We start from the raw sequence: 19,128 nt of genomic DNA, 5'->3' as shown, positions 1-19,128 counted from the left end.
TATGCAGTTCATATTGGAAGGGTATACTGAAGATAAATAAAATATGAGAGGATATCGATATGTTTAAATCAAATTATGAAAGAAAAGTACGTTATTCAATTCGTAAATTTAGTGTTGGAGTAGCTAGTGTAGTGGTTGCTAGTCTGTTCTTAGGAGGAGTAGTCCATGCAGAAGTGGTTGGTGGTGGGAATACCCCCACGGTTACATCTAGTGGGCAAGATAAGTTGAAGGAATATAGACAGCAGTTGATAAAAGAGTTGGAAGATACGGATTTATCTAGTAGTCGAAAAGCTTATTATCAAAATCAAATTGAAACAGAGACAGATGCTCAAAAGTTGGTGGAATTAGAGAATAATTTTCATAATGAAAGTCGGATAGATCATGAGCAAGCTGTTGAACAAGCTAATGTTAGTTTGTCTAATTATATGACTAGTCTTCTAAATGAATTAGATAATTCTGCTTCTGGATTTGGAGATATTCTCGGGCAAGTTAAGGGAATTGTACGAGAGTACCAGGAGAAAATTGGTGGAGCTTCCGATAGAGAAAAAATAGAGAAACTGCAGCAAGAGGGGCAAACGAAGCTGGATGAATTGGTAAAGAAATTTAAAAAAGGGGTGTCCAGCTCTGAGCAAAATGGTCATGCTACACCTAAAGATCCCTCTCAAAATGATGGTGTACAAGGAGATGATTCTTCAGTAGGACAACAAGGAGAACAGCCAGGCGCATCTAATCAAGAAAATCTGAGCTCTGTACCACCAACAACACCTGATAAAAAAGAAAATAATGCGGAGTCTGGCTGGGGAGATATCATTGATGGTAGTGGAAAACTATTGGGTGGATTTTCTAAAATAAAAGAAAAGTTGGAAAAAGAGATAGACGAATCCGGTCTCACGTCAGAGCAAAAGAAATCCTATAAGGAAAAAATTGCTAAGGTAGAAGAAAATGATGTAGAGGGGTTGTTTGATGTTCACAGAGAATACTTAAACCAACTAGACTTTCAATATCCTGAACTATCCAAAGTTGAGGAAGAGCTTAAATACCAAGAGGAACAGATCCAAAGGATGTTCGAGCAAAAAGGCATTACGAATGGAGATAAGGATGCTATGCTGAAAAAAATAGCAGAAATCCGTCAAGAGGCTCAAAAAGATATTAAGGCTTCAGAAGGGAATCGTGATAAGCTAAGCGTAGCAAAAGCCAAGTTACTTCAGAGTTTGGGCAAGTTTTTCACCTCGACAAAATCAAAATTTGAAAAGGAAATGCAAGAGCTCTATCGCAAGAAAGAAGAAGAAATCGTTAAGGAAAAGCATTTAGAAAAAGATAAGATTTATGACGATGCTGACGTTCAAAAACTTCGTGAGCTAGAAAAAGATGCACTGAAAAAATTGGACGAGGCAAAAACAAACGATGAAGCGCTCAGAGTGAAGTTGGAATTTGCTCGAAACGTTGAGAAAAATAGCCAACAAGTGCAAAAAGTAAAAGTAAATGACAAGCTGCAAGAGTTGATTAAAGAAGCTCAACATGAATTGGAAAAGTTAAACAGAGAAGCTGCAGAAGTTGATAAATTACCTAAATTACCAGACAATGATCCGGATTATGAGATACAGAAAAAATATTTTTGGGAAAGTCAGAAAGAAATTTTAGATAAAAAAATTGAAGCTTTTAATAAGAGTTTAACAGAACACGCTTACACAGAGAGGTCGGTTAAGTTATTTATTAGTGACTGTATCTATTATCAAAATTTTGCGAAGATTGAAGCTATAACTAGACAGGTAGCTGAATATAGAAAAAAATATCCAGACAATTCAGAAATTAAAAAGATATTTGACGCTGAGATGAAGCAAACCACGCAAGATAATTATGGAAGTTTGGAAAATGATAGCCTGACAAACTATTTTGACAAACATTTTCGTTCACCTTTTGATCAAATTAAGAAAATTGTAGAAGAATTGGAAAAGAAATCCAATCAGGAAGCGCCTCAGAAACAGGACAAGGTAGCAGAAGCTCAGAAGAAGGTTGAAGAAGCTGAGAAAAAAGCCAAGGTTCAAGAAGAAGAAGATCACCATAACTACCCAACCAATACTAGAAAAACAATCGAACTGGAAATTGCGGAAGCACAAGTAGAAGTCGCAAAGGCAGAGCTTGAGCTTGCAGAGGCTGAATACCAAACACCTCAAGATACTGACAGAGTCAATACTGCTAAAGCTAAGGTAGAAACAGCTAAGAGAGAGGTAGAAAATCTAGAAAAAATTAAATCAGGCCATGGACGACCGCAGGCAGGTGCTCAAAAACCTTCAAGGACAGCTCCAGATACCAAACCAAATCATCAATCTCAGCCAGAAAGTTCGCGTCCAGATATCAATCCAGCAGGGGATAAGCGTCCAAGTTCAGAACCCACCCCAACTCCTCAGCCAGAAGGCAAGCAACCAAGTACACCGAAAGAACCGGAGAACAAGAGACCTTCTCTTCCAAGTCCATCCCACCCCGGCGCTACTCCATCAGATTCTAGTACAAAACCTCACACAGGTTCTTCATCGGACTCTTATCCTAGTGCTTCAGGCTCAAATAGCTCATCAGGAAATTCTGCTAACTCGTCTGAACCAAAAGTACCAGAAAAATCAGATGGAAGTACTCCAAGTAAACCAGCTGAAAAAGAGCAGAACCCATCAGGATCCACTGCAGGAGGTCAATCAGGTTCCACCAACTCTTCAGGAAGTTCTAGTGCTTCCACTAAACCAGAAACTCCAGATACACCTAAGAGCCCAGATGTACCAAAGGCTCCGGAAGCACCACAGGTTCCGGATACACCTAAGAGCCCAGATGTCCGGATACACCTAAGAGCCCAGATGTACCAAAGGCTCCGGAAGCACCACAGGTTCCGGATACACCTAAGAGCCCAGATGTACCAAAGGCTCCGGATGGGTTAAATAAAGTTGGACAAGCAGTATTTACATCAACTGATGGAAATACTAAGGTTACGGTTGTATTTGATAAACCTACAGATGCTGATAAGTTACATCTCAAGGAAGTAACGACGAAAGAGTTGGCTGATAAAATTGCTCGTAAAACAGGAGGAGGAACAGTTCGTGTGTTTGACTTATCTCTTTCTAAAGGAGGCAAGGAAACTCATGTCAATGGAGAACGAACTGTTCGGCTCGCGCTTGGGCAGACTGGCTCAGATGTTCACGTCTATCACGTAAAGGGAAATGGCGACCTTGAGCGTATTCCTTCTAAAGTTGAAAATGGGCAAGTTGTCTTTAAAACGAACCACTTCAGTTTGTTTGCGATTAAGACACTTTCTAAGAATCAAAATGTAACTACACCTAAGCAGACTAAGCCGTCTATCCAAGATAGTCAGACACAGATAGGAGAGAGCCAAACTGGAAAATTCCAGAATAAAGAAGTTAATCATAAACCATTGGCTACTGAAAATGAAACAGTAGCAAAAGGAAATCCTACATCAGCAACTAAGAAGAAATTGCCATCTACAGGAGTAGCGTCTAATCTAGTTCTTGAGATCCTTGGTCTCCTTGGTTTGATTGGAACTTCATTCATCGCGATGAAAAGAAGAAAATAATGATTCAGTTTTTTAAAAATATCCACTTTCGATATTTAGCATTTGATTGGTTAACCATTGAAGATCCTAAAGATTTTACTTATAATTGGTATCTAATAATTATAAGTCATTTCATATAGAGATGAATCTAAGATATAAAAAGAGAAGGCTAGTGAACCGCAAAAGTTAGAGTTTTTATGTCCAACTTTTGAGGGGTAGTATAAAGATGGCCTTCTCTTTTTTTGACACCTTTTTATAAAAAATGATAAAAAACTATTGACAAAACAAAAATATAGTATATAATAAAAACATAGAAAATAAAAATATCAAAAACTATAAAAAGGTAAAACGTTTATGAAAAAGAAAACAGCAGTGGTATTTGGAACCTTCGCACCTCTCCATCAAGGGCATATCGATCTGATTCAGCGAGCGAAGCGCCAGTGTGACCAGGTCTGGGTAGTCGTTTCAGGCTACGAGGGAGATCGAGGTGAGCAGGTAGGTTTAAGTCTTCAAAAACGATTTCGCTATATCCGAGAGGCTTTTTGGGATGACGAGTTGACCTCTGTCTGCAAGCTGGATGAGACCAACATTCCCCGTTATCCTATGGGCTGGCAGGAGTGGTTGGACCAGATGTTAGCGGAGATTTCCTATGATGAAACCCAGCAAAAATTGACTTTTTTTGTGGGAGAAGAAGAATACCAGCAAGAGCTATCTAAACGTGGATTTGGTACTGTCTTGCAAGAAAGAAAGTTTGGTATCTCAGCGACTATGATTCGAGAAAATCCAAGCAAATATTGGAAATACATCGCTCAACCCTTCCGTCGTCAGTTTACCAAGAAAGTCTTGATCATGGGAAGTGCCAGTAATGGGAAGACCACTCTGGCCAAGGATTTGGCTAGGTATTACGATGCGCCCGTTAGTCTGGAATACGCGCGTGAGTACCAGATCAAAAACAATGTCCGCGACGATGAATTGACTCCAAAGGATTATTATTATCTCCTGTTGGGACAGTATGACCAGACCTCCAAGCTAATCGATAGCAATGCCAATCGAGGCCTAGTGATAGCCGATACCAATTCCTTGGTAACCAAGGGCTATTATGACTATTACATGGAGACCGAGGATCAAGGGGACTTATCAGGGGAGACATTTGACAATCTCTTTGCCTCTATCTTGGCCAAGGAAAAATGGGATTTGATTCTCTTTGTGCAGCCTGTTGGCTCCTATGTCAATGACGGGTTTAGAGATATGACCATGGCGGAAGAGCACATTCGCTACAGTTTTTCCCAGCATTTGGATCAGATGAGGGAGCGATATTTAACCAACATTCCACTAGTTTATTTAGCGGAGGATTATCTAGGCAATTATGAAGCAGCAAAAGTGGCTATCGATGCCATTTACCAAGCAGATTAGGAGAAAATTATGAAAAAGCTAACTGAAAAAATCACACAATTTATCGAAAACTTTAAAAATGTCCATGCCGAAGCCCGTAAGATCGGTTTTGCAGGAATCATGCGCTTGCTATGGAGAGATCTCTTTGTCGGCCGTAGCCTTTTCCAGTGGTTGTATCTCATCGCCCTCTCAAGTGTTCCTTTGATCTTAGAGTTCACGCAAAATACGGAAAGTCATGACTGGCTGAGCTTGTTTGCATCCTGGACTGGGATTGTCTGTGTTATCTTGGTAGCAGAAGGTCGTGCAAGCAATTATCTCTTTGGGGCCATTAACTCGGCTATCTACTTGATCTTGGCCATGAATGCGACTTTTTATGGAGAAGTTTTGACGACCGTTTACTTCTTTGTCATGCAGCCGATTGGTCTCTATGCTTGGCTGTCCAATCGTATCAATGAGCAGGAAAAACCAGAAGAATCCCACTTTGAAGCTAAGGAATTATCTGTTCTTGACTGGCTCAAGTACTTGGCCTTGACTGCCATTATCTGGATTGGTATGGGCTTGGCTTACCAAAGTATCAATAGCGCTCGCCCTTTCCGTGATAGTGTTACTGATGCGACCAATGGTGTTGGTCAGCTTTTGATGACACGTCTCTACCGTGAGCAATGGATTTTCTGGATTGCAACCAATCTCTTTAGTATTTATCTCTGGTGGGGTGAAAATATCCACATCCAAGGGATGTACTGGGTTTACACACTCAATAGTCTAGTGGGTTGGTACCAATGGACCAAGGCAGTTCGAAAGGAGGCATAAGATGGCAGATACGATGATTCCAGCCGGGATGACGGAAAAAGAATATTTTGAAATTCATGCCAGTCAGGAGGAGTTTTTAGACTGGTACTACAAGCAGGAACTCCCTCAATATGAAAAACCAAGTGTGACAGTGGATATGGTAGCCTACTGCTTTGTCGAAGGACAAATCAAGCTCTTGCTAATCCGTCGCAAGGCTCACCCTTATCAGAACTGTTTGGCCTTAGTTGGAGGCTTTATGGACAAGGGAGAAGATGCTGCACATGCCTGTCAACGCGAGGTGAGTGAAGAAGTCAATCTCGATCTACCTTTGGAAAAAATCGAGCAATTGATGACCGTATCGACCCCTGGGCGTGATCCACGGGGGTGGACAGTGACCATTGCCCACTTGGTGTACCTACCTAGTCGTGCCTTAGACCTCGTTCAGGCGGGTGACGATGCCAAGGATGTCGTTTTCGTAGATGTCGATTTTCAGACAGGCAAATGCTACCTAGAGGGAGTGGAGCTGGACGAGAGAGCCTTTGCTTTTGACCATTATGCTATTATCCAAGAATCCATCAAACGAATCCAAGGCCGTCTCGACTGGAACCCGACCTTCCTCTATCTGCTGGAGGAGGAGTTTACTGTCTACGAAGGGACTGAGCTGGTCAATCTCATCAATCCTGGTCGGCCCATCGTCAGCAATAACTTTCTCGTAAAATACGGAGAATATGTAGAAGAAGTCGGGCTCAAACGAGTACCTAAAAAGAAACCAAGAAAAACCTATCGATTGAAATAAAAAGTGAGGCCGGGACAAAGTTCCCGACCTCTTTATTTATCATCATTTTTATGAATGGCTATCTTTCTTAGAATTACACAAGAGCGATGCAAAAAATAGGACTCTAATCTAAAAAATTTTCTATTTTTTCGTTTCGATTACGAATTGAAATAGTGGAGGGAACAATTTTTAAAATAGATTCTCTAAATAGTTGACAGATTCAAACCTCGATGTTACAATTGTGTTACAAAAGCGTTTCTTAATATTTCGAAAACATTACAAAGGAGTGAAAAATGAAAAAGAAAACCTATATCAAATTGATGGCAGCGACTGTATTGGCTTCTACCTTACTACTGGGAGCCTGTGGAAATAAAAACGAAACCACTCAAACCAGTAGCTCTGCAAAGACAAGTCAATCATCAAGCTCTAAAGCGGCTTCTTCTAGCAAAGAAAGCAAGACTCAAAAATCTTCAAGCTCAGCTTCATCTGAAAAGGCCCAGGCATCTTCTGGTCAGTCTTCTACAACGATAGACCAGTCACAAGCGAAACCGGCACCTGAATCAAGACAAGAACAAGCAACTCCTAGTCAACAAGCCCCATCTCAGGCACCTTCAACTCAGCAAGATTCTCAAGTCCAGTCTAACCAGTCAGGCTATGATCCAACAACTGACCGCAAACTTCAAGACAAGCAAGCAGAACACAACAAACGCTACAAGGGTGTTTTAACCATGGTCGATGGTGATTTATCAGCAGCTGCAGGCAACTGGAAGGGAGCGAATGGCGAAACTATTACGGTTTCATCAGGGGGCCAATTTACAGTAGAAACTGCAGATGGAAAGAAAGAAAACTACTCTATTAGAGGCTACTCTTACACTCTTGATGATGGCAAGTATAATGCCAAAATCGGAGGAGGAAAAATCATCCAAATTACAACAGGTGCGGATGGTAAAGTTTCAAGCGTTGCCTTGATTCAATAATAAAATTTGGTGTTTTAACTTTTACTAGAAATCGTTCTGTAAAAGAGTGAGTCAACTGTTTTTCACTTAGTTTCTCCAATAGAAAGTGGTATAATAAAAAAATCAAAGGAAAACGAGTGATAATACATGGCGGATAAATTAATCTTACCTCAAAACACACGACTGATGGGGGTATTTCTTGGATTTGTAGGTGGTTCTTTGGATGTATTTTGCCATATTCAATACCATAGTTTGGTAGCGACACAGACAGGGAATATTCTCCTACTGATATCTGATTGGCACGACTCAAATGTCATCAATACGATGCTACGATTCTGCTCCATTATTTTCTTTTCTCTAGGATTTCTGTTTGCATTGCACATGAAAGAATACCGTAAAACGGCCTACTGGCGGGTTAAGATGCTACTCCCTTTATTTATTGGAACTCTTATTCTACCTTTCTTTTCACGATTTCCTCTATTAGAAGTTCCTTTCATCGCTTTTGGAACAGGAATGATGATGCTAACATTTACGGGCAGTTTGATTGAAGATCATCCCTATGTCATTTTTATGACGTCTGGAAATTACCGAAAGATGTTGGCCGCTTTGTATCGCATTGCTAGAAGAGAAGGAAATATCCAAGAATACCGTCGTCAGGCCTTAAATTATGGGATTGTTGTGGGAAGTTTCATAGTGGGTGCAATCAGCTTGGCTGTATTGATGCATTTTCTTCATGAATGGTCTATATGGATTGTCAGCCTCAATTTGTTTTTGATTATGTCCTACTATATAGCTAGAGTGAAGCAATTAGATTTACAAGATGAAAACATATAAAAAACGGCAAGACTCATTTTTGAGCTTTGCCGTTTTTGTGAGTTGTAGATGTGAGACTATGCTTTGTCTAGTTGCAAGAGGTCCTCAATTTCTGCAAGAGTGCTAGCTTGTGAAATGGCTCCACGAAGCTTGGCTGCACCAGATGTACCACGAAGGTAGTGAGGAGCGAGGCCACGGAATTCACGAACTGCGACATTTTCCCCTTTGAGGTTAATCAAGCGTTTCAAGTGTTCGTAGGCAATTTTCATCTTGTCTTCAAAGGTCAAATCAGGTAGGATTTCTCCTGTTTCAAAGTAGTGGTTGATCTGGTTGAAGAGGTAGGGATTACCCATGGCTGCGCGACCAATCATGACTGCGTCAGCACCGACTTCTTCGATACGCTGTTTGGCTTCTTGTACCGTACGGATGTCACCGTTGGCGATGAATGGAATCTTGGTCAGTGCTTGAGCGACCTTGTGAAGGGTCTCAAGGTCAGCGTGGCCAGTGTACATTTGTTCACGGGTACGTCCATGCATGGCAAGGGCAGAAACACCTGCAGCTTCAGCAGCGAGAGCATTTTCTACTGCAAGAGACGGGTCAGCCCAGCCGGTACGCATTTTGACAGTAAGGGGGATATCAAGGACAGATTGGACCTTGTTGATGATAGAGTAGATCTTGTCTGGGTCTTTGAGCCACATAGCGCCAGCTTCGTTCTTCACGATTTTGTTAACAGGGCAGCCCATGTTGATATCGACGATATCGGTCTTAGTGTTTTCTTGGATGAATTCTGCTGCGCGTGCGAGGCTGTCTTCATCGCTACCAAAAAGTTGGATAGAGACTGGGTTTTCGCCTTCATCGATATGAAGCATGTGCAGGGTTTTTTCATTGTTGTATTGGATTCCCTTGTCAGAGACCATTTCCATGACAACGAGTCCAGCTCCGAGCTCTTTTGCGATGGTACGAAAGGCTGAGTTGGTCACGCCAGCCATGGGTGCTAAAACAGTACGATTGGGAATCTCAACATTGCCAATCATAAAAGGTGTATTAAGATTTGTCACGAATGAGTTCCTCCAGGTCGTTTTCATCAAAGTTATAAGTTGTTTGGCAGAATTGACAAGTGATTTCTGCCCCGTGGTCTTCCTCTTTCATTTCCTCAAGGTCTGAATTTGGAAGGCTAGCAAGAGCGTTCATAAAACGGTCTTTGCTGCAGTCACATTGGAAACGAATTTCTTCTTCAGATAGACGTTTGTAAGATTCGTCACCATAGATAGCCTTGAGGAGGGCTTCGATATGGTCTTCACTTTCCAGAAGGGCTGAGATAGCTGGCATTGCTTGGATACGTTTTTCAAAGCGAGCAATCTCTTCTTCCTTGGCTCCTGGCAAGACTTGGAGAAGGAAACCTCCGGCGACTTTGACCTTGTCGTCTTTATCCAAAAGAACATTGAGGCCGACGGCTGAAGGAGTTTGTTGACTTTCGGTCAGGTAGTAGGCCAAGTCTTCACCGATTTCTCCAGAGATGAGAGGAGTCATAGAGTTGTAAGGATTTCCAGTACCATAGTCTGTGATAACAAGGAATTGACCATTGCCGACAAAAGGTCCGACTAGGACTTCACCAGTTGCAGTCTTTTTGATGTCGACACCAGGATTTTGAACGTATCCTTTAACGTTCCCCTTGGTATCAGCGACGGTGATGATAGCGCCTAGAGAGCTAGATCCCAGCACCTTAACTGTAAGTTTAGTATTTCCTTTTTCATTGGCTGCGAGAATCTGGCTAGCGATAAGAGTTCGACCAAGCGCTACTGTTGAGCTAGCTTGGGTTTGATGTTTTTCTTGAGCAGTGCGGACGGTTTCTGTGCTGTCAAGGACAAAAGCACGAAAGGCTCCGCTTTCTGATATTGTTTTAATAATTTTATCCATAGCTACTATTTTAGCATAAAAATGCCCAAAGGGGGAGACGTGTGTTTGCTGATTTTCAGGATAATGGACCAGGAAATCAGCAGGAAAATAAAAAGAGAAGCAGATTATTTCAGCATTTGTAAGATTTATGCTATGCTTAAGGTAGAAAATGAAAGGGGTAACAAATGTATTTAGGAGATTTGATGGAAAAGGCCGAATCTGGCCAATTTTTAATCCTTTCCTTTCTATTACAAGAGTCTCAGACGACTGTCAAGGCTGTAATGGAGGAGACAGGATTTTCAAAAGCAACCCTAACCAAATATGTCACCCTGCTTAATGACAAGGCTTTGGATAGTGGCTTAGAGCTGACGATCTACTTAGAAGATGAGAATCTGCGTCTATCGATCGGTGCAACTACCAAGGGAAGAGATATTCGGAGCTTGTTTTTGGAGAATGCTGTTAAATATCAAATTCTTGTTTATCTTCTCTATCACCAACAGTTTTTAGCCCATCAGCTGGCTCAAGAATTGATGATTAGTGAGGCTACGCTTGGTCGCCACTTGGCTAGTTTAAATCAGATTTTGTCAGAATTTGATTTATCCATCCAAAATGGCCGTTGGCGAGGTCCGGAGCATCAGATTCGCTATTTCTATTTCTGTCTTTTCCGCAAGGTTTGGTCGAGTCAGGAATGGGAAGGTCACATGCAGAAGCCAGAGAGAAAGCAGGAGATTGCTACACTAGAAGAAATCTGCGGTGCCAGCTTGTCTTCGGGGCAGAAATTGGACTTGGTTCTCTGGACTCACATCAGTCAACAACGTCTACGGGTCAATGCCTGTCAGTTTCAAGTTATAGAAGAGAAAATGCGAGGGTATTTTGACAATATTTTCTACCTTCGTTTGCATCGAAAGGCTCCGTCCTTTTTTGCTGGGCAACACCTTCCTCTAGGAACTGAGGATGGTGAGATGATGATATTTTTCTCTTTCCTCCTAACTCATCGCATTCTTCCCCTCCATACTATGGAATATATTCTTGGTTTTGGAGGTCAGTTGGCAGATTTGCTGACACAATTGATTCAAGAAATGAAGAAAGAGGAGCTGCTGGGTGATTATACAGAGGACCATGTCACCTATGAACTTAGTCAGCTTTGTGGTCAAGTCTACCTATATAAGGGCTATATTTTACAGGACCGCTATAAGTACCAGTTAGAGAATCGTCATCCTTATTTGCTGATGGAACATGATTTTAAGGGGATAGTAGAGAAGATTTTTCATGCCTTGCCCGCTTTTCATCAGGGGACAGCTTTAGATAAAAAAATTCTCTGGGAATGGCTCCAGTTGATAGAATATATGGCAGAAAATGGTGGTCAGCATATGCGAATTGGTCTGGATTTGACATCTGGTTTCCTTGTCTTTTCTAGGATGGCTGCCATTTTGAAACGGTATTTGGAATACAATCGTTTCATTACCATTGAAGCCTATGACCGAACTCGGCATTATGATTTGCTGGTTACCAATAATCCGATTCATAAGAAGGAACAAACACCAGTTTATTATTTAAAAAATGACTTGGATATGGAAGATTTGGCATTGATCCGTCAGTTATTATTCACTTAAAAGGCTTGGTTGTTCCAGGTCTTTTTGTGAAATTCACACAATCTCCTCACATTTTTTTAAAAATTAAAAAAAGTTGATAAACAAGAAAGCGCTTTATTTTGTATACTAGTTAGTGTAAAGAGGAGACATCCTCAAGATTTTTATCAGGAGGACAGCACATGTCACAAGAAAAATACATCATGGCCATTGACCAGGGGACTACAAGTTCTCGTGCCATTATTTTTAACAAAAAAGGAGAAAAGGTTAGCTCGAGTCAAAAAGAGTTTACTCAGATTTTTCCTCAGGCAGGTTGGGTTGAGCACAATGCCAATGAAATTTGGAACTCTGTCCAGTCAGTTATTGCTGGAGCTTTCATCGAAAGTGGTGTCAAGCCAAATCAAATCGAAGCAATCGGGATTACCAACCAGCGTGAAACAACGGTTGTCTGGGATAAGAAAACAGGGCTTCCTATCTATAACGCTATCGTTTGGCAGTCACGCCAGACAGCTCCTTTGGCTGAGCAACTAAAAAGCCAAGGTTATGTGGAAAAATTCCATGAAAAGACTGGTTTGATCATCGATGCTTACTTCTCAGCTACCAAGGTTCGTTGGATTTTGGACCATGTAGAAGGCGCTCAAGAGCGAGCTGAAAAGGGAGAATTGCTCTTTGGTACCATTGATACTTGGTTGGTTTGGAAATTGACTGATGGTGTGGCTCACGTGACGGACTACTCAAATGCAGCCCGTACCATGCTTTATAACATTAAAGAACTCAAATGGGATGATGAGATTTTGGAAATTCTCAATATTCCTAAGGCTATGCTTCCAGAAGTGCGTTCTAACTCTGAAATCTACGGTAAGACAGCGCCATTCCATTTCTACGGTGGACAAGTGCCAATCTCAGGTATGGCTGGTGACCAACAGGCAGCCCTCTTTGGCCAGTTAGCTTTTGAGCCTGGTATGGTCAAGAATACTTATGGAACAGGTTCTTTCATCATTATGAATACTGGTGAAGAAATGCAGTTGTCTGAAAATAACCTCTTGACAACCATTGGTTACGGAATCAACGGCAAGGTTTACTATGCCTTGGAAGGTTCTATCTTCATCGCAGGAAGTGCGATTCAATGGCTTCGTGATGGACTTCGTATGGTAGAGAACTCACCAGAATCTGAAAAATACGCTCGTGATTCTCACAATGATGATGAAGTTTATGTAGTTCCAGCCTTTACAGGACTAGGAGCACCATACTGGAACCAAAATGCTCGCGGTTCTGTCTTTGGTTTGACTCGTGGAACAAGTAAGGAAGACTTTATCAAGGCAACCTTGCAATCGATCGCTTATCAAGTGCGTGACATTATCGATACGATGCAAGTAGATGCTCAGACAGCTATCCAAGTCTTGAAGGTGGATGGTGGTGCAGCTATGAATAATTTCCTCATGCAGTTCCAAGCAGACATCTTGGGAATCGACATCGCACGCGCCAAAAACTTGGAAACAACTGCCCTAGGAGCAGCCTTCCTAGCAGGTTTGTCAGTAGGCTACTGGAAAGACTTGGATGAGTTGAAACTCTTGAACGAGACAGGAGAACTCTTTGAGCCATCGATGAACGAATCGCGCAAGGAACAACTCTACAAGGGCTGGAAGAAAGCTGTGAAAGCAACGCAAGTCTTTGCGGAAATCGATGACTAATACTGGAAGAATAAAGCGACTCAGTTAGAAAGTGTGTAAATATGGAATTTTCAAAGAAAACACGTGAATTATCAATTAAAAAAATGCAGGAACGTACTCTGGATCTCTTGATTATCGGTGGAGGAATCACAGGGGCTGGTGTAGCCTTGCAGGCGGCAGCTAGTGGTCTTGAAACTGGTTTGATCGAAATGCAGGACTTCGCAGAAGGAACATCCAGCCGTTCAACAAAATTGGTTCACGGAGGACTTCGTTATCTTAAGCAATTCGACGTAGAAGTGGTATCAGATACGGTTTCAGAACGTGCAGTGGTTCAACAAATCGCTCCACACATTCCAAAACCAGATCCAATGCTCTTGCCAGTTTACGATGAGGATGGAGCGACCTTTAGCCTCTTCCGTTTGAAAGTAGCTATGGATTTGTACGACCTCTTGGCAGGTGTTAGCAACACCCCAGCTGCCAACAAGGTCTTGAGCAAGGAAGAAGTCTTGGAACGCCAGCCAAACTTGAAGAAAGAAGGCTTGGTAGGAGGTGGGGTTTATCTTGACTTCCGTAACAACGATGCGCGTCTTGTGATTGAAAATATCAAACGTGCCAACCAAGATGGTGCCCTCATTGCCAACCATGTTAAGGCAGAAGGATTCCTCTTTGACGAAAGTGGCAAGATTATTGGTGTTGTAGCTCGTGATTTGTTGACAGACCAAGTCTTTGAAATCAAGGCGCGTCTGGTGATCAACACAACAGGTCCTTGGAGCGACAAGGTGCGTAATTTGTCTAATAAGGGAACCCAATTCTCACAAATGCGTCCAACTAAGGGAGTTCACTTGGTAGTGGATTCAAGCAAAATCAAGGTTTCTCAACCAGTTTACTTTGATACAGGCTTGGGTGACGGTCGTATGGTCTTTGTTCTCCCACGTGAAAACAAGACCTACTTCGGTACAACTGATACAGACTACACAGGTGATTTGGAACATCCAAAAGTAACTCAAGAAGATGTAGATTACCTACTTGGCATTGTCAACAACCGCTTCCCAGAAGCTAATATCACCATTGATGATATCGAAAGCAGCTGGGCAGGTCTTCGTCCATTGATTGCAGGTAATAGCGCTTCTGACTACAATGGTGGAAACAACGGAACCATCAGTGATGAAAGCTTTAACAACTTGATTGCGACTGTTGAATCTTATCTCTCTAAAGAAAAAACGCGTGAAGATGTTGAGTCTGCTGTCAGCAAGCTTGAAAGCAGCACATCTGAGAAACATTTGGATCCATCTGCAGTTTCTCGTGGTTCCAGCTTGGACCGTGATGAGAATGGCCTGTTGACCCTTGCTGGTGGTAAAATCACAGACTACCGTAAGATGGCAGAAGGAGCTATGGAGCGCGTGGTCGATATCCTCAAAGAAGAATTTGACCGTAGTTTCAAACTCATCAACTCTAAGACTTACCCTGTTTCAGGTGGAGAATTGAACCCAGCAAATGTTGACTCAGAAATTGAAGCTTTTGCTCAACTTGGAGTTTCACGTGGATTGGATAGCAAGGAAGCTCACTATCTGGCAAATCTTTACGGTTCAAATGCACCTAAGGTCTTTGCCCTTGCTCATAGCTTGGAACAAGCACCAGGTCTCAGCTTGGCAGATACCTTGTCCCTTCACTATGCAATGCGCAATGAGTTGGCACTTAGCCCAGTTGACTTCCTTCTTCGTCGTACCAACCATATGCTCTTTATGCGTGATAGCTTGGATAGCATCGTTGAGCCAGTTTTGGATGAAATGGGACGATTCTATGACTGGACTGAAGAAGAAAAAGCAGCCTACCGTGCGGATGTCGAAGCAGCTCTTGCTCAAAACGATTTAGCAGAATTAAAAAATTAAGAAAAAATCAAAGAGGTGGAGGGCAGCATTCCTTGTCGCCCACCCCTTCTTTTTAATGGAGACAGAAAGATGATGAATGAATTATTTGGAGAATTTTTAGGAACTTTAATCCTGATTCTTCTAGGAAATGGTGTTGTTGCAGGTGTGGTTCTTCCTAAAACCAAGAGCAACAGCTCAGGTTGGATTGTGATTACCATGGGTTGGGGGATTGCAGTTGCGGTTGCAGCATTTGTATCTGGCAAGCTCAGTCCAGCTCATTTAAACCCAGCTGTGACTATTGGTGTGGCCTTAAAAGGTGGTTTGCCTTGGGCTTCCGTTTTCCCTTACATCCTAGCTCAGTTCGCAGGGGCTATGATTGGTCAGATTTTGGTTTGGTTGCAATTTAAACCGCATTATGAGGCAGAAGAAAATGCAGGTAATATACTGGCAACTTTCAGTACTGGTCCAGCCATCAAGGATACAGTTTCTAACTTGATCAGTGAAATCCTTGGAACCTTTGTTTTGGTGTTGACAATCTTTGCTTTGGGACTTTATGATTTTCAGGCAGGTATCGGAACCTTTGCAGTGGGAACGTTGATTGTCGGTATCGGTCTATCACTAGGTGGTACAACAGGTTATGCCTTGAACCCTGCGCGTGACCTTGGCCCTCGTATCATGCATAGCCTTCTGCCAATTTCAAACAAGGGAGACGGAGACTGGTCTTATGCTTGGATTCCTGTTGTGGGACCTGTTATCGGTGCAGCCTTAGCTGTGCTTGTATTCTCACTTTTCTAAGATATTAAAACTCAATTATTCATACCTCAATAAACATAACTTACAAAAAACGACCAAAATAAGGAGTACTTTCTCACTTCATTTTGGTCGTTTTGATTTTTTAAGTTTATATACTGGTGTTGATTACTATTTCAGTAAAAAGGCAGAATCCTTCACTGGTTCCTTCATCAATTTTTTGTTCTTGAATTTTATTTATGGTGTGAATAATTTCGTCTCATTACTAAGAGTCAGTTGAATTTTTTATTTTAGGAAATGAGATAATAGAAGTATTTATAGTTTTTAAATTATGATATAATGAGTAAAGTTAACTATCCTTGGTAATATGATAGGAACTAATCCTCAAAAGATAAATCAAGAGATGAGAAAAAGAAAAAAGGAGTTTGGCTGGTATGAATTATTTCGAGGGGAATGAGTTTTTCCTTCTTCTGTTTGCAGTTTTACTGATTGGTTTTGTGGTAAACTTTTTTGAAAAACGTAAGGACTACTATATTTTGGTGCTCTCCCTCTTATTTGCAGGAGCTATTTATGGCAAGAGTAGAGCAATGATTGTCTATTTACTCGCCTTTGTCATTTATCAATATTTTCTAGTTTTTCTAGCACAGAGGATAGAAGTAAAGCGGCTGAAACCTCTGATTTTCCTTTCTATTCTTCCTTTAGTGATCAATAAAGTTTTTGCCCTGACTTCTCTGCATTTGTTGGCCTTTATTGGAATTTCTTACATGTCCTTTAAGACCATTCAGATTATGCTAGAAATATCGGATGGCTTGATCAAAGAAAAAATCAGTGTAAAAGATTACTTACAGTTTTTGCTCTTTTTCCCAACAGTTAGTGCTGGTCCGATTGATCGGAGTAGGAGATTTTTAAAAGAGATAAACGAAGTCATGCCCCGAAAAGAGTATCTAGAGTTAGCAGGGAACGGTGTGTATCGTATCGTTCTAGGCCTTCTTTACAAGGTTGTTTTGTCAACCTATGTGTACCAGATATTACTTGCTCTAAGCAATACTGGCACAGTCGTTTACTCAATCAAGTACATGTACCTTTATACCTTGTATCTGTTCTTCGACTTTGCAGGCTATAGTCTAATGGCCGTTGGAAGTAGTAATATTCTAGGTATTCAGACACCAATGAATTTTAACAAACCTTTCTTGAGTGTCGATATCAAGGATTTCTGGACCAGATGGCATATCACCTTGTCGACCTGGTTGAGAGATTTTGTATTTTCAAGAGTATTGATGCAGGTTATCAGGAAAAAATGGTTTAAAAATAGATTACATAATGCAACCTATGCCTATATGGTCAATATGTTGGTCATGGGTTTTTGGCATGGTCTCAGTGTGAGCTACATTGTTTATGGTTTTTATCATGGTGCCTTGATGGCTGGATTTGAAGTGTATCAAAAGAAAAGCACTTTTTATAAAAAAAATAAAAACAAAAACTGGTATAAGCTATTAAGTTGGTTTGTGACCATACATTTGGTTATGATTGGTTTCTTTATCTTTTCGGGTGAACTCTATAAAATCTTACTGACGATTTTATAGAGATAAGAGATTGAAAAGAAATCTGCTAGATTGAAGGGATAGGATAAAACGAGATGATTAAATTAAAAGCATTTTTACTATCGCTTGTGCTCGTAATTGCGACGCTTGCCCTTTTAAATGTGACGTATGTCAAGAAGATTGATGATTATTATAAAGTCAAGGATAACAGTATTTGTTATAGCACCTCGTATGAAAAGTATAAAAGTAGAGATATTTTAACAAGCAATATCACCCCCAATACACTGGTTTTATTGGGTTCTTCAGAGTTGGTTGCAACGATAAATGAAGACTATCATCCAAATAAAATTTTTAACTACAACGATTTTAATATCATGCAGATTGGGACTAGTTATTCTCAAAACATCATTCAGGCTACGACCTTGGGCTCTATTGAAGGATCTATGAGTAAGCGAAAAGTAGCTATAGTAGAGTCGGTTCAGTGGTTTGAAAAAGATGGGACCCATCAAGATGCCTTTTTGAACAAGGCTTCTCAGGAACATATCTTCCACATGCTAGATAATGACAAGATTAGTAAGGAAACGAAAGAAAAACTGATCAATCGTATTATCGAGATTACCAAGGGGAACAAGCAACAAAATGATATCTACAAAAAATATAAAAGTTATTTCATAGATGGAAAAGGAACTATTGTTGATAAAAAACTATTAGAGTTAGATAACGCGATGTATTCCTTTAAGCTCAAACAGACTTTTTATCAAAAGCATGCCAAATCAGATTATCCTTCGCTAGGAGACAAAACCCCAGACTATGATTGGCAGAAGATGACGAATCAGTTTGTGGAAGAGGTCAAAAAGAAAACAGACAATAATGACTATGCTGTTGATAATAACTACTACAATACTTACTTAAAAGACCGCTATGCATCACTGAAAGATTCTAATAAAGATTTGAGTTACCTAGAGTCACCAGAATATTCAGATATGGAACTTTTCTTGACAGTTGCTAAGGAATTGGGAATTGAAGTTGAGGTTATTATTTTCCCAGTAAATGGGAAATGGAACGACTACACAGGTGTCTCAAGAGAGATGCGAGAAAAAACTTATAAAAAAATAGAAGATGTCGCAAAAAACCATGGTGCAACAGTACTAAACTATGGAAACAGAGAGTATGATGATTACTTTTTATTTGACGTGATGCACGTTGGGGTGAAAGGATGGATGGAAGTTGAAAAAGAACTTTACAAATTTGCAAACCAAGATAACTAACACACACCGTTTAATCTTGTGGACGCTATTTTTCTATACGGTTATCTTAAGCATCGTGATTTACTGTTTTGTGACTGATTTTTCGAATATTCAAGAATTTATCTATAGTGAATTCTAGGATTACATACTAGAATTGTTCGGTAACTCAAAAGTGGTATACTAAAGCTATGGAAACAACATACGAAAAAGCCTTAAAATTAAACTCAGAGAATTTCAAATTGTTGATAGGTGTTAAAAAAGCGACGTTTCAACTGATGCTTGATTGTCT

General features: G+C 40.8%; 13 protein-coding genes and 3 pseudogenes. 14 read left to right on the top strand and 2 right to left on the bottom strand.

The window, feature by feature from the left end; genetic code table 11:
* Nucleotides 1-59: 59 nt before the first annotated feature.
* From FGQ53_RS11880 to FGQ53_RS00695, 7 genes and pseudogenes are all read left to right on the top strand, one after another.
* Nucleotides 60-1,892 (top strand): annotated as a pseudogene (locus tag FGQ53_RS11880) (GAG-binding domain-containing protein); the annotation flags it as partial.
* 840 nt (nucleotides 1,893-2,732) lie between these two features.
* A pseudogene (locus FGQ53_RS00720) lies at nucleotides 2,733-3,574 on the top strand (LPXTG cell wall anchor domain-containing protein); the annotation flags it as partial.
* A gap of 333 nt (nucleotides 3,575-3,907) precedes the next feature.
* On the top strand, nucleotides 3,908-4,966 hold the full coding sequence (locus FGQ53_RS00715; RefSeq protein WP_138335157.1) for an AAA family ATPase: 1,059 nt from the start codon (nucleotides 3,908-3,910) through the stop codon (nucleotides 4,964-4,966).
* Between the two features lie 9 nt (nucleotides 4,967-4,975).
* On the top strand, nucleotides 4,976-5,755 hold the full coding sequence (gene pnuC, locus FGQ53_RS00710; protein WP_138335156.1) for a nicotinamide riboside transporter PnuC: 780 nt from the start codon (nucleotides 4,976-4,978) through the stop codon (nucleotides 5,753-5,755).
* A gap of 1 nt (nucleotide 5,756) precedes the next feature.
* Nucleotides 5,757-6,530 carry an NUDIX domain-containing protein gene (locus FGQ53_RS00705; protein ID WP_138335155.1) on the top strand — a complete coding sequence of 258 codons (774 nt, stop codon included), beginning with the start codon at nucleotides 5,757-5,759 and terminating at the stop codon, nucleotides 6,528-6,530.
* A gap of 272 nt (nucleotides 6,531-6,802) precedes the next feature.
* Entirely contained in the window at nucleotides 6,803-7,486 is a 684-nt protein-coding gene (locus FGQ53_RS00700; protein WP_138335154.1) for a hypothetical protein, read from the top strand.
* 126 nt (nucleotides 7,487-7,612) lie between these two features.
* Nucleotides 7,613-8,299 carry a YoaK family protein gene (locus tag FGQ53_RS00695; RefSeq protein ID WP_138335153.1) on the top strand — a complete coding sequence of 229 codons (687 nt, stop codon included), beginning with the start codon at nucleotides 7,613-7,615 and terminating at the stop codon, nucleotides 8,297-8,299.
* A 56-nt stretch (nucleotides 8,300-8,355) separates the two neighbouring features.
* Here the strand turns inward: FGQ53_RS00695 and dusB are convergent, their stop codons facing one another.
* Together dusB and hslO are read right to left on the bottom strand one after the other, a co-directional pair.
* Nucleotides 8,356-9,336 carry a tRNA dihydrouridine synthase DusB gene (gene dusB / locus FGQ53_RS00690; protein WP_049539430.1) on the bottom strand — a complete coding sequence of 327 codons (981 nt, stop codon included), beginning with the start codon at nucleotides 9,334-9,336 and terminating at the stop codon, nucleotides 8,356-8,358.
* Entirely contained in the window at nucleotides 9,323-10,195 is an 873-nt protein-coding gene (hslO, locus tag FGQ53_RS00685) for an Hsp33 family molecular chaperone HslO (RefSeq protein WP_138335152.1), read from the bottom strand. The genes dusB and hslO overlap by 14 nt, the downstream gene beginning before the upstream one ends.
* Before the next feature lie 164 nt (nucleotides 10,196-10,359).
* Here hslO and FGQ53_RS00680 point away from each other — a divergent pair, with 164 nt between their 5' ends.
* The 7 genes and pseudogenes from FGQ53_RS00680 to FGQ53_RS00650 form a co-directional block, all read left to right on the top strand.
* Nucleotides 10,360-11,787, top strand: coding sequence for a helix-turn-helix domain-containing protein (locus FGQ53_RS00680; protein ID WP_138335151.1), 1,428 nt, complete (start codon nucleotides 10,360-10,362; stop codon nucleotides 11,785-11,787).
* Between the two features lie 158 nt (nucleotides 11,788-11,945).
* Nucleotides 11,946-13,454 carry a glycerol kinase GlpK gene (glpK, locus tag FGQ53_RS00675; protein WP_138335150.1) on the top strand — a complete coding sequence of 503 codons (1,509 nt, stop codon included), beginning with the start codon at nucleotides 11,946-11,948 and terminating at the stop codon, nucleotides 13,452-13,454.
* Between the two features lie 41 nt (nucleotides 13,455-13,495).
* Nucleotides 13,496-15,322 carry a type 1 glycerol-3-phosphate oxidase gene (gene glpO / locus FGQ53_RS00670; RefSeq protein ID WP_138335149.1) on the top strand — a complete coding sequence of 609 codons (1,827 nt, stop codon included), beginning with the start codon at nucleotides 13,496-13,498 and terminating at the stop codon, nucleotides 15,320-15,322.
* 69 nt (nucleotides 15,323-15,391) lie between these two features.
* Entirely contained in the window at nucleotides 15,392-16,096 is a 705-nt protein-coding gene (locus FGQ53_RS00665; RefSeq protein WP_138335148.1) for an MIP/aquaporin family protein, read from the top strand.
* 389 nt (nucleotides 16,097-16,485) lie between these two features.
* Nucleotides 16,486-17,634, top strand: a complete 1,149-nt coding sequence (dltB, locus tag FGQ53_RS00660; RefSeq protein ID WP_138335147.1) for a D-alanyl-lipoteichoic acid biosynthesis protein DltB — start codon at nucleotides 16,486-16,488, stop codon at nucleotides 17,632-17,634.
* A 53-nt stretch (nucleotides 17,635-17,687) separates the two neighbouring features.
* Entirely contained in the window at nucleotides 17,688-18,860 is a 1,173-nt protein-coding gene (gene dltD, locus FGQ53_RS00655) for a D-alanyl-lipoteichoic acid biosynthesis protein DltD (protein ID WP_138335146.1), read from the top strand.
* Nucleotides 18,861-19,027: 167 nt separating this feature from the next.
* Nucleotides 19,028-19,128: pseudogene (locus FGQ53_RS00650) on the top strand (IS5/IS1182 family transposase); the annotation flags it as partial.

This window comes from Streptococcus mitis, assembly GCF_005844455.1.
Lineage (GTDB): Bacteria > Bacillota > Bacilli > Lactobacillales > Streptococcaceae > Streptococcus > Streptococcus mitis_BF.
This window is presented reverse-complemented; position numbering and strand designations above follow the sequence as displayed.